Raw genomic sequence first — 13,944 nt, forward strand, 5'->3', positions numbered from 1 at the left:
AAATCTGGTTTAGATTTCGAAAAATTAATTTCCAAAATTATAACGAAGCGTAAATCCGGAACGAACGTTCGTCAGCGGAAAAGAAGTAGAGATTACTGCTTTCGAAAAAGAATGATCGTAATAGAAAATAGCCGTCAGGTTTTTGCTGAATGCGTAATCCGCCGTCAATTTTATAGACCATATATTTTGACCGCCTGCCAATTGATTGTTATCATAATCTAAATAACGAACAATTGTCTGATTATTTCGATACGATAAATCTCCTTTCAAATTGATGTCGCTTTTTATTATTCCAGTTGGATTATCCGCCAATCGAGAAGAGAAAATCACATCTTTGAATCGATACCCCAATCCTACCACATATTCAATTCCTTTTACTTCCGTCAATAAATTATTGTCGAAACTCATTGATAATGCTCTGTCTTTTTTAATTTCAGTCAATACTTTTAAAGAACTTTTTAATTCAAAATCCATTCTCAACAACGGACTGAATTGTTCTACCAAGTTGATATTAGACATAATTGTCTGATTGAAAAAGTTACCGCTGGCATCTACTCCATCTGGCGAATTATCATATTCAAAATTCGATCTGAATGCATTTATAGTGTATGAAGCGCGATAATTGTGTTGCAAAGAGAAGCGTTTGAAATTCTTCTTGAAAATATCATAACGCATCAATCCATTGTATTTTACAGCCCAGTTCGGTATTGGAAAACTTCTGAAAATTCCAAGGGAAACATTTGAGGCATCACCTCCGGAATAAGCCGCTAAAAAGGCCGGCAACAATACGGCTTGATTATTTTTTCCATATCCTAATGGAAATCCTTCCGCATCAATATTGACAGGATTATTAATGTCAATTCCTCTTTCTGTTGCTAAACGGTTTGCTACCGTTAGACGATTCATTCTGAAATCATCAAACGCTATTGACGAAATTTCATCACTGGTAGAAAATGAGGTCTTTATTAAAACTGCCGATATAGAGAAAATACCTGTACTATACGGCGATCTCGGATTGTAAATTCCGTCGGTAACGTCGTATTGTTCTGACGAATTCTTAGAATAAGCCCTGTCTAATGTCAAATCAATTTTCAAATCGGGAAACAAATCTACATTGGCTGTAGCCTTAAATAATTTATTGGTGACTTGAGAAAAATTTTGGTTAAAGTCCGGATAATTCGTCAGCCAACCATTTTTGGCCGCCTCATAACGAACATCATCCTGACTTCCAAATATAAAGCCTAACGACGGTCTTGAAGATCCCAAAAAACCAACTCCCGGCGTATATCCAGGTAAAATTGTGCCGCTATTATGGGTATAATTCATCTGAATATTCTTTACGCTGGTCAACACTCCAATTAAACCATCAACAAATACATTGTTTTTGGGAATTTGACTGGCACTGGTATTCACTATTTTTTCGCCTGGTTTTGGCGCTGCCGCTTTAGGTTTTGGAAGCGTTTTATTGTTGTTTTTTGTCACTCCTAAATACTTGTACAACATGTCCATATTGAATGATGCATTCAAATTATTGGAGCTTGCATTCTGAACTGTATTTCCTAAATTATAATCTTGCCCGTCAATTTGAATTTGCGATAATGCATTAGAAGTGCGTTGCCAGCTGTAATCACCCGTATAGGAGTAATTTGCTTTGACAAAACTGAATAATGGAATTTTATTAATAGGGATTTCATAATTTAGAACCAATTGTTGCATGTGCTGGTTTGGATCTCCAATATCCCAATAACTGTCCCAAATTGTAAAACTGTCAATAGGCTCGTTATCCTCATTCAAATAGTTTTTCACGATATTGCTTGAAGATGCCGTATAATTTAATTTCAACGATTTTGTCAAATTATAATTGAACCCGTATTGATAATTGAACGCAAAATTTCGACGGTACAGTGGGTCAATTCCAATTCCTTCTACCTCAACTTGTCTGAATTGTTGGCGGTTGTATTGTCTGTTGATATTTGTATTAAATGAAATATTGGAAGGCAAATAGTTAAAATTAAAATCGCTTAACAGCTTCCAATAATTACTTTTTTTCATGAATTTAGTCTTTTTGAACGGCTCTACTGGTTTAGACTGAAAAGTGTACGCATAATCCACAGATGAATTTGCTTGCTGATCTACGTAATCTTCTATTTCAAAATCATGGCGTTCCACTTCGTTAAAAGACTGGGAGAACGTAAAATTTTCAGGATCATAAACATGTTGCTTCTGTTCCGGCTGGCGCTCTTTTCTCACTCCGATAAAGTTGATGCTCTTACGTTTTGTATAATCAACTGCTCTATTGGTAATATTATCTTTTTTATTTTGATCGGTTGTATTATCAAGCAACTGTTTTAATTTGATATCTTGATTGAAAGGATCGTATTCTGGAGTTATGGTTTCTTCACCAATAGCGTAATTGAATGGCAAATTGACACCCCATTTTTGCGGCAATAATTTTCCAAGATTTACATTGGTCACAATACTATATTGCTCTGTATCCTCACGGTTTCTCTCGTTTGGCCCTTGTTCTAATGCGCCAAAACCGATAGTGCTTTTTCTACCTGATGCAGAAACGGTGGCAAAATCAGCTAAATTTGAATCTACATTCAATACTGCCGCCATTCCGCCCTGATTGTCCATATCTGCCAAACGAAGTTCATTGAACCAAACTTCTCCTTTAATATCGTTAAGAAGATCATTGTTTTTCACACCAACCATAAGTGTGCGGACCAAACCAAAATTTGGATTTCCTTTTATTCCTAACTTTAACGAACTGCTTCCGTCTCCGTCTGGTTTACTAAGATCCGAATCTGGATAATAAATCCCATCTAAAGGCAGCGTGTTTGGGTCAACACTCATGGCTAAAATCTTCAATTTAGTCAATAATGCCAAAGACAAATCAATTTCATTCTCTTCTGGCCAAACCGCTTCTGCGCTTAATGCAGAACAATCCTTAATATTTGGATTTTTGGGAATTGGATTATTGGGATCCGGAATAACAACTTGATCAGCAACCGTCACTTTTAATGGAATCTCAATTTGATAGAAATTTTGAGTAAAGTCATTTCCAAAACGTATAAAACCAACCATTTGATTGTCTTGAAGTGCAATTTCACCCGTTAAAGATTCTGCGTGCAAAAACATTTTCAATTTCTTGAATTGACGCATATCAATACTCACATTTTTAAAGACTGCTCTGGAATCTTCCGGCTCTAATCCGTCGCCGGAAACTCTCAACGCTAACGATTGCTCATTTTGATTGATTATCGTATTATTATTAAATAATTGTTCCCTTTGTACTCCCGGCGGTGTAATATAATTTACCGGACATCTTTCGTTATTTTCCTGAACGTTAACAGCTAAAACATCTAAGTTAGTGTCGTCATTCAAAACATTCGTATCATTAAAATCAAGAGTATTGGTATACCTTCTCCATTCGCCACGAACTAAATCCAAGGCTCCAAAACGAATCGTTACAGCCTCATTAAATCCAGTCATAAACATTCTCATGAAACGGATGGATCTAAAATCAGAAATATTCCCAATCGTATTTTCAGGCTGAGCAACCGGAATTTTAAACTGCAACCATCTGGCTTCAGTAGTAGAACCATCTGGCAGTGTCACTTGTGTATTTCTTATGTCGGTGATGTAATTTTGTCCAACATTCATTCCAGGTTGTACATCAACACTATACTCATAATACGCATTGATGGTATTCATCGTATTGTCTCTGTTAATATCTTCGACATCAGGAACCGTTGATGATCCTCTATTGGGATCAGTGATGTCTACCGCTGAATTCCCATCTGTACCGTTATACCTTTTATACCGATCCAAAATTCCTCCCGAAGCATTCAGATAAAAGGTGTAATCATCTGCTGCAGGATCCAGCTCCGAGGCGAAATTTGTATAAACCGCTCCTTCATTGGCATTAGCCAGACCGTCCAGACCAATATCCTGATTTTTTCTATTATCAGCATTAGTATCAAAAGCATAAATCAAGGATTGGGAAGCAGGAACATCTCCCCATAACGGTCTTGGATTAACCAAAATCTGGTCTGGCCCAAGTCCATTTTCATATTGTTTCCTTCCGTCTTTCAAAACATCTTCTGCTATTTCTCCTAAATTGAAATATATTTTTCCAATGTTTGACTGAGTAGCCTGACCATTTCCAACGTAAGGATCTAACACCCAAAACTGAATGTACTCCACATTTCCTTGTTCGAAATTTGTTGAATTTAACGATCGCATAATTCCACCAAAGTTATCTGCTGGATTTAAAGCTCCATTTGGATTATTGTTATACGGCCCTCGCTCCGATGGATAATAACTTAGATCCAATGTATTTACAACTTGTGATTGTCCTTGTGCAATATCTGTCAAAGGATACAATTCCTCACTGAAAATTCTTCGGGTTTTATTGAAAGACAAATCTTCATTTGAGATTCCAACGGGCTTTTGCGTATAAAAAACAGGATCAATAGAATACCAAGCTAATTTAGCTCTTTTGAATCCATAACTTAAATCATTGGCAGTTGCATTAAAATCATACGTACTTGATGGATTTCGCTCTGGTGTGGATGCTAAACTCCAAGAATACGAGGAACGCATGTCAATGGTAGATTGCGAGCCCTCAAAATCATCAAGATAAATGGTCGATTCTCCCTGAAATTGATCCGCTTTTGGCGAGTCCGGTTTCAAAAAAGCTATTTCACCTCGAACCGAAAGGTTAGAAGGAACGTCGGTATCAATATTTGGTAATTTATTTACCAAACGGGTTAAAAAAGGAACTTCAGTAGAGAAATTTGTATTGAATCCAAAAATAGTATTGTTAACGGATTCCTGACCAAAGCTCGATTTTTGTGTAAACGGTCGTTCAGACATTTTTAAGAATGTACCCCCAACCACAAAGCTATCGGAAATTTTATGCTCTACATTTAGTCCCATGAATCTTCTGGTTTGCTGACCAAAAACAGAGTTGTTTTCCAATGAGACTTCAATAGGTGTATTTGATGCTTGCAACGAGGGGTCCAAAATTTGAACGCGGCCTAACTGATAGTTGACGCTGTAATCAATTCCTTCAACCAAAACTCTTCCCGCTGCGGTTACCACAACCGAACCTTGAGGAACATTGAATGCACCAATTGGGATTCCGTCACTACCGGTCGATTTATATTTTCCTCTCAATAAAAATTTATTTTTATCACTGTCCTGCAAAGCGCCAGATTGTGTATTTCGGTACATACTGCGGAACACATATTTTTTTTGATTTTCATTATAAGTACTACTATTATTATAATTTTCTCCGGAACCTCTATTAGATAATTTAGAAAATAATAATTCTCCAAAGGGCTCTTTGGTGGTGAATATTATTCTTCCGTTTTGCGCATCAATAGTCAAGCCTGGCATAAAATCAAAAAAACCATCTCCACCAGTTTGCGGATCGTTGTTGTAATTTAATTTATCCAAATTGAATACTTTCAACAACGGCGTTTCGGCAACTTTATTTTCTTTAGTAGGATTTGCTGGAAAAGGACTTCCCGGCACTTCGGTAATGTAATTTAATGGCGAAGGATCTGTGTAAAGAATATTAAATCTAAAATCTTCTTGTTTCAATTGATAGCCGCCTTGAATCTGATAGATGTTTTTCATCATCAAATTCCAAACTGGATTTTTAACATTGGTCAAATTACTTTTCAACATTTTCAAAATCAAACTTTGAGAAATAATAGCTTGGTTTGAAGGAGTATTTCCTGTCACAACGGTTGCATCTACACCATCATTACCAAATTCTCCCACCTGATAAACTTTATCACCAATCGTATATTGGTACGCCACTGCTAAAACCTCATCATTTGCCAATCGTTGTTGCAATGAAATATATCCTAATTGTGGATTGAATGTGTATTCATTTGGATTCAGTTTTCTGGCATTTTCCAATTTTGAGTAATCCTGACCTTCGCTTACCGTTGCATTAAAACCGGAATTCGAAGTTACTATTTCGCGAATATTAGGGTTTAGCAAACCCGTTCCTGTAAGAATCTGAGCCGGATCATAATCATTATTGGAGTTGTCAGTAGGAGAATCTAAAGGATTGTTGAAAATTCCTGTTGAAGGATCTAAAACAACCACTTCATTATCAGGCAAACCAGACAACTGTCCTTCTCCTAAATCCTGAAGCGCAATAATATTTCTTAGATTATTATTGGTTGCGGTAACTCGGTTTTGTTTGTTGGTTACCCAAATTTCAATTCTGGAAATTTGGACTCTACTATCGATGAAGGGATAATTTGTCAGCGATTTATCATATCTATTTCTAAAATATTGGGATAAAAAAAAGTGTCTGTCACTATCATAATCCAAAGCAAACATTTCAAAATTCTCAATTGTTCCTCCCCCTTGAGCAATTAAACTCTTTGTTTGTGATTTTTGTTCCGAAAAAACGCCTGTTATTGTTGTTTTTCCAAATTGCAGTTGCGTTTTTACACCAAACAAACTTTGCGCGCCTCGAATTAAAGAACTGTTTAACGGCATGCTGACATTCCCCACTTCAATTTTCTGAATGATATCATCCTCAGAAGGAGCGTAATCTAACTTGATTAAATTTTGAAAAGCAAATGTAGACTGCGTATCATAATTGGCATTCACAGTAAGTCGTGTTCCCACTTTTCCCATCAAGCTCATGCTTATTCTTTGGTCAAAATCGAAAGAAAGATTGGATCTGTTTCTTGGAGAAAAAGATGGATTATCTTGTTTGGTGTAACGCATTCCCAAATCCATTTCTACAGATCCGGTAGGTTTTACATCAATTGTGTTACTTCCAAAAATAGATTCAAACAGTCCTGATTTTATGTAATATCTGGGTAACAAATCTCTTTTCGCAAGTTCACTTCCTTCTTTTTTCCCATCAATTGCGTCTACCTTTTTCTTAAAATAATCACGCATGGATTCTTTCAAAACAAGGCTTTCGTACTCTTTTGGTGTTAAAATAATAGGATAATTGATAGAAAATCCATCAACAGAATTGGTGTAAACATAACGATCCGTAACAGGATCATACGTGTAAGCAGAAAGAATACTTTGAGGGTTTTTTAGTTGAAGTTTCCCAATAGAAAAACCAGTTTTAACGGTATCCTGAGCTGCTTGTTCTACTTGTGCCTGCGACACTAATCCACAAAATAAAACAAGTAAAAAAATACAAATTTTATGCATACAACTCGTTTTTCTTGAATATCTTTTAAAGGTTTTTTAAAGCTTTTTTGATAATTGATTCTACAGAAGCATCTGGATCTTCTTTGACTATTTTTTCAATAATTTTTTCTGAAGTTTTTCGTACAAACCCAAGAACTTCTAAAGCTGATAACGCTTCATCTCGATTAGTATTGCTTTTTGACATAGAAACTTCATCTAAATCATACAATTTTAATACTTTTTCCTTTAAATCCAATATTACTCTTTGAGCTGTTTTACTGCCTATTCCTTTTATTGATTGAATAGTAATTACATCCGCAGATGCAATGGCATTTGTAATTTGTTTTGGATCTAATGAGGAAAGCATGGTTCGGGCTATACTCGCTCCTATGCCGGAAACAGATAATAAGAGCCTAAAAATTTCTCTTTCTGACTTTTCCATAAAACCAAAAAGCGTATGCGCATCTTCTTTTATCTGAAGATGCGTATAGACTTTTATTAAATCTGTGTTTGGTAATAAGGAATACGTATGTAAAGAAATATTTACATGATAGCCAACACCTCCACAATCAATGATTATTTGTGTGGGCGATTTCTCTACCAATTTGCCTTGTAAATGTGCTATCATGAAGTGTTAATATATTTCCAAATATAACAAAATTAGCATCGAGTTAAATTAAATTCATAATTTTAACTATACTTGTTGTCTTCAGTGTATTAAATTAAATTTGTTTGGCTTTTTTATTTTCTTTTTCCTGTGCATCAATCACCGCAATAGCAGCCATATTGACCATTTCCTCAACACTTGCACCCAATTGAAATATATGGACTGGTTTTCCCATTCCCAGCATGATGGGCCCTATTGAATCTACTTTATTCAATTCTTTCAAAAGCTTATAGGTAATGTTTGCTGATTCTAAATTTGGAAAAATCAAAGTGTTTACTTTTTTACCTGCCAATTTTGAAAAAGGAAATTTTGCTTTCAGCATTTCTGGGTTCAAAGCAAAATCTGCTTGAAGTTCACCATCAATGATCATCTCCGGATGATTTTTATGCAAATAAGCTACCGCTTCTCTTACTTTGGTTGCGCTTTCACTTGAAGACGATCCGAAATTAGAAAATGATACCATTGCAATTACCGGTTCTACCCCAAACATTTTGGCTGTTTTGGCCGTCATAATGGCAATTTTAGCTAAATCATCTGCTGATGGATTAATGTTTATTGCAGTATCGGACAAAAACATGGGCCCACGAGCCGTCATCATCATGTTAGTAGTAGCTATAATAGAAGCTCCTGGCGCTTTTTCGATGAGTTGCAACATTGGTTTAACCACAGAAGGATAACTTCTTGAGTGTCCTGTTACCAGTGCATCTGCTTCTCCTTCATTGACCATCATTGCGGCAAAATAGTTTCTTTCACGCATTAATTTTTGCGCATCTAAAAAAGAAATTCCACGTCTTTGTCGAGTGGACCAGTAGGTATTTGCAAATTTATTTCTTCGTTCTTCTTCTTCGTTAATTTTAGGATCTATAATTTGAATATCGGCATCAAAACCTATTTCTGCTTTTAATTCTAAAATAATTTCTTTATCCCCTAATAAAATTGGGAAACCGATACCTTCTTCCCATACAATTTGCGCTGCTTTGAGAACATCTAAATGATCTGCTTCAGCAAAAACAATTTTTTTAGGATCCATCTTAGCTCTATTGGTAATTAAACGAACCATTTTATTATCATTCCCTAAACGGTCTAATAATTCTTCTTCGTATTTTTTCCAATCTGTAATATGATTTAACGCTACACCGGAATCCATCGCTGCTTTTGCAACAGCTGGCGCAACAACAGTTATCAATCTAGGATCGAATGGAGAAGGAATAATATATTCTTTTCCAAAAACCAATTTTGTAGCTCCGTAAGCTATGTTCACTTGCTCTGGAACCGATTCTTTTGCTAATGCAGCTAGGGCTCTTACTGCTGCCATTTTCATAGCCTCATTTATTTTGGTAGCACGAACATCTAATGCGCCTCTAAAAATATAGGGAAATCCTAGAACATTATTTACTTGATTAGGAAAATCAGAACGTCCTGTTGCCATTATAAGATCTTTACGAGTTGCAATCGCAAGGTTATAATCTATTTCCGGATCTGGATTTGCCATTGCAAAAACAATTGGATTTTCGGCCATCCCCAGCAACATTTTTGGAGTCATGATATTGCCTGATGACAATCCTAAAAAAAGATCCGCACCCACTAATGCTTCTTCAAGACTTATTGGTTTTATGTCTTGCGCATATTTTTGTTGCAAAATAGATAAAGAAGGATTGTCTTTTGTCAAAACTCCTTTACTGTTAAACATCAATATATTCTCAATTTTAACACCTAATAAAACGTACATATTAGCACAAGCTAAGGCAGCAGAGCCGGCTCCAGAGACAACCATTTTTACATCTTCTGATTTTTTACCTGCTAATTCTAATGCATTCAACAATGCAGCCGAAGATATGATGGCTGTACCGTGCTGATCATCGTGCATTACAGGAATATTCAACTCTTCAACTAATCGTCTTTCAATTTCAAAAGATTCCGGTGCTTTAATGTCTTCTAAATTAATTCCACCAAAAGTGGGGGCTATATTTTTTACGGTCTGGATAAATTCTTCAATATCTTTTGTTCCAATTTCAATGTCAAATACATCAATATCAGCAAAGATTTTAAACAGTAATCCTTTCCCTTCCATTACTGGTTTTGATGCTTCCGGGCCAATGTCGCCCAATCCTAAAACTGCAGTTCCATTGGTGATTACTGCAACTAAATTACCTTTTGCGGTATATTTATAAACGTTGTTTACATCTTTGGCTATTTCTAAACACGGCTCAGCTACACCAGGAGAATATGCCAAAGATAAATCTCTTTGTGTTGCATATTTCTTAGTAGGAACTACTTGAATTTTACCAGGAGTTGGCTTTGCGTGGTATAATAATGCTTCTCTTCTTTTGCTATTTTTGTCCATTGTTTTTAGATTTTATTCTAGTTTACAAAGATAGAAGACTTGGTTTAAAAAGTTTACTTTTATCCTATTCTTTTGCAAAAAAAGCCCTTTTCGATTCCAAAAAAAAAAACTACATCAACTGTAGCTTTTTGTAATTAAATCTTTTTTAATTGTTTTTATTGCGTAATGTAAGAGTTTAAATGTTGAATGGTATCTTTTTGCATCTCAATTATGGCTTTTACTACGTCACTTATTGAGATAATCCCAATTACAATCTCATTTTCCAAAACTGGCAAATGTCGAACTCTTTTTGTACTCATTAATTCCATGCAGTACTCTAAATTATCCGATGGATTTACCGTAACCACATCAGTTTCCATAATTTCATAAACAAAGGCTTTCTTTGAAGATTTTGCTTTCAAAACAATTTTTCGAGCATAATCTCTTTCAGATAAAACCCCTTTCAAAACTGTATCTTCAATGATAAGAATAGCTCCGATATTTTTTTCGCTCATCACTGTCAATGCTTCGTATACAGTGTTTGTAGAAAGTATGGAATAAACATCCTTTCCTTTGGTGCTTAAAATTTGATTAACAGTCATAATTGATTCATTTAGTGAATTATAAAGTTAAAAAAAATATACATTCAAACAACAAAAAATATTTTTCAGGGCTAAAAAATAGTATCGGGAAAAATCAATTCTCCTAATTTCTCTTTTAATTCTTCGCTTAAAATTTGCAATCCATATTGATAAGACGCGTTTACCCACCCAAAACCCTCTTTGGCGATGTAATCAAATTTAGTCCCTACATTCCCATATTCGGCAAAAACTTTATGCGAATTGATTTCCAAATCAAATTTTTCCGGAATCGTTCCATTATAATCCACTGCATTTTTTGTAATTAACCACAACCATCTGTACACCATTTCTTGTGCTTTATCCAAATAATTGTAGTTAATCAATCCTTCCCATAACAACATTTGGTGCGGTGCCCATCCAAAAGGATAGTCCCATTGTCGCTGCGGAGCCTCTTTTGAAGCATTTGCAACACTCGCTTTGGTACTTCCCGTAATTCCTCCTGTTTTTATAAATTGCGGTAAGGCAACTTCCACTAATTTTTTAGCCTGATTTTCATCACACAACCCAGCCCACAAAGGAAAAAATGTTGTTGCTGCTTGAAACGGAAATTGCTCATGATTCACAAAATCATAATCAAAATACATGCTTGACGCTTCGTTCCAACACAATTCATTCATTTTATTTTTTCTGGAAAGTGCCTTTTGTTCCCATTCTTCCGAAGTGTAAACCACATCGCCAACCTGGAAAGCAGTATCGAAATGCTCTTTTATTAGATAAGCGACATCTTTTTCATATTTATAAAGAAAACTATTGACATCTACTGAATTCAAATTGGCACACCTATTAATGAGTCGGTTTGTGGTGTCGTGTCCACTTTCTCTCATGCTTCTGTCGTGAACAAAATAGACATCCAGTTCCGCATCTATAAGCGTTCTCTGCAAATACTGTTTTTCGAATTCTCGAACAGGCAAATTGTATTTTTTTGCGTACGGTTCTAAAACATCATCAAAATGTCCCGGTTCCACTTCAAATGGCATCCCAATTCCATCGGCTTTGTATCGGTTTAAACCTGTTGGCGTTAATCGATTTCCTTGAACCATCCAAACCGTATTGTATTCTAAAATGACCGTTTCCAAATGACTTCTTAACCAGTCTAAACTTGGTATCTTCTTTTTTGCAATTTTAATTAGCAAAGAAGAATATAAAGGTGGTTGCGTTCTTGTCAAATAATAACTTCTATTTGCATTCAAAATTTTTCCGTAATGAATAATTTGGTATTTAAAATTCTCAGCAATCGCCATTGCTTTATTTACTTGACCGTCGATCAATAAACCAACACCAATAAAATAGCTGTCCCAACCATACATTTCGTTGAATCTTCCACCGGGAACCACAAAAGGAACGCCTTGCAAACTGTATGTTTTTTGTTCCAAAGCCAAAGCTAGAATTCCCGGTTTCTCATTTAAAGTTTCCACATATTCCATCGAATAATTTTCAGGCAGAATTTCAACTTTAAAATTTGACAATTCTTTTTCCAATTCTTGAAAATAAGCAACTCCCTGTTTGTCTTTGGCAGCAACATAAAGTGTTGCCACATCACTGGAGGTTTTTTCGTCTTCAATAATTTGCCCCAACCCTTTTTTATCAATCGTTCGAGTCAATTCTTCCCAATAATCATCCTTTATTTTTCTTGAAATTCGGTGTACAGGATTCTCTTGAATGCGACTTAAATCAACTTCACCCATTCCTAAATTCATCTCCTTTAGCTGGGCTAATTCTTGCAATAAATTTGACAAATGGTACGTCCCTATGATAGCCACTTCCTGTTTGCTAGTTTCGTCAACCAAAACAAATTTTTTAGGTCCTTTGTCGTCTTTAGTAATTTTTCTATCTTGATCTGTATCCTCTTGAAGCAATAAAGCGTGGAATACTTTGTCTATGTTGAGTAAGAATTTCATTGTTTAGCAGTAAGTTTTTTTAAAATAAAGAAAGAGACAAGTAATAGCGCCATTGGGATTAATGTGTAATAAAATGCATTTTCCGGACCTTCGTTTTTAAATAAATAACCAATTACTCTGGAACCCAAAGTACCGCCAAGTGCAGAAAAAACTACAATTAACCCGGTCATTGAGCTATGCAATTTTTTAGGCAGGGCGCTTAAAACTACGGAATTTAAAAGCGGATAAATTGGCGCAATAAAAAGTCCCACTAATGGAAAAGCAAATCCTATCAAAGGAATATCCCCAAGCGAATTAATTTCTTTGACATCCAATCCAACTGCTTTTGGAAGTACAAAAATCACAATAAGCATTGCCGCTACAATACTAAAACTAAGTACCCAAAACCAATTGACTCTTTTCGTAATAACGCCGGCCAAAAGTCGTCCCACAGCTAATGAAATAGCCAAAATACTTGCCATCATGATACTGATATTCTCCGGAAGATGCAATACCTTACTGTTGAAAGTAGGGAGCCAAGACATAATTCCCTGCTCGATCATTACAAACAGGAACGCACTAATTACAAAAACGATGGTTAACAGTTTCGCGAATAATTTAAACATTTCTTTGAAGTCATCGGCTAAATCAACACCCGGAATGTCCGTTTGACTTTCGAATTTGGTAAAAAATAAAAAGCCAAAAGACACTGCTGAAATTCCCGCCAATAGCCAATACACGTTCAACCAAGCATCTGGATTCGCATCTGAATTAAAAGCAGGAAATAAGAAATACGCCAACGCAATTCCTATCATAAACACGCCTTCAATGCTACTCATCAAACTATTGTGCTCCTGCTGATTCTCTGTTATGGTTCCAATAAGCGAATACACCGATACTTTTATCAGTGCAAAAGAAACGCCAACGGTAGCAAAAAGCAATTTTGCCGTTCCAAAAGAATTTCCAAAATACATACTGACGCAAGCTACTGAAACCAAAGCCAAACCAATAAGCATAGCTCTCTTATATCCAATTCTGGGTAAAAACGAAGCGATTAAAAACGAAACAATGGCAATAGGTAAATCCTTAAAAGCTTCTAGAACACTGGCTTGCAACTCATCTACCCCATAATTTTTTTGCGCCTTTAGTATCACAATTCCTACGCTGTTCAGCAGAATCGCAAATACAAAGTAATTGAGATACATGGCAATTTTAACCGTACTTTTTTTCATCTTTTACGTAATATTT

Annotated in this window: 6 protein-coding genes; all 6 read right to left on the reverse strand. The window is 35.6% G+C overall.

What is annotated here, in order from left to right:
• Positions 1–24: 24 nt before the first annotated feature.
• The 6 genes from sov to BMZ76_RS01510 all read right to left on the reverse strand — a co-directional run bounded on the left by sov (position 25) and on the right by BMZ76_RS01510 (position 13,928).
• A complete protein-coding gene (gene sov / locus BMZ76_RS01485; protein WP_091202883.1) occupies positions 25–7,209 on the reverse strand; it encodes a T9SS outer membrane translocon Sov/SprA in 7,185 nt (2,394 codons plus the stop codon).
• Between the two features lie 25 nt (positions 7,210–7,234).
• Positions 7,235–7,816: a Holliday junction branch migration protein RuvA gene (gene ruvA, locus BMZ76_RS01490; RefSeq protein WP_091202885.1), complete on the reverse strand. Its 582-nt coding sequence runs from the start codon at positions 7,814–7,816 to the stop codon at positions 7,235–7,237.
• 94 nt (positions 7,817–7,910) lie between these two features.
• Positions 7,911–10,199 (reverse strand): NADP-dependent malic enzyme, encoded by a 2,289-nt coding sequence (locus tag BMZ76_RS01495; RefSeq protein WP_091202887.1) that lies wholly within the window; start codon positions 10,197–10,199, stop codon positions 7,911–7,913.
• 155 nt (positions 10,200–10,354) lie between these two features.
• Entirely contained in the window at positions 10,355–10,780 is a 426-nt protein-coding gene (locus BMZ76_RS01500; RefSeq protein ID WP_091202890.1) for a CBS domain-containing protein, read from the reverse strand.
• 71 nt (positions 10,781–10,851) lie between these two features.
• On the reverse strand, positions 10,852–12,717 hold the full coding sequence (locus BMZ76_RS01505; protein ID WP_091202892.1) for a trehalase family glycosidase: 1,866 nt from the start codon (positions 12,715–12,717) through the stop codon (positions 10,852–10,854).
• Positions 12,714–13,928: an MFS transporter gene (locus BMZ76_RS01510; RefSeq protein ID WP_091202894.1), complete on the reverse strand. Its 1,215-nt coding sequence runs from the start codon at positions 13,926–13,928 to the stop codon at positions 12,714–12,716. Before BMZ76_RS01510 ends, BMZ76_RS01505 begins: the two co-directional genes overlap by 4 nt.
• Positions 13,929–13,944 lie beyond the last annotated feature (16 nt).

Origin of the sequence: Flavobacterium xueshanense (assembly GCF_900112975.1) — a bacterium.
GTDB classification, from domain to species: Bacteria; Bacteroidota; Bacteroidia; order Flavobacteriales; family Flavobacteriaceae; genus Flavobacterium; species Flavobacterium xueshanense.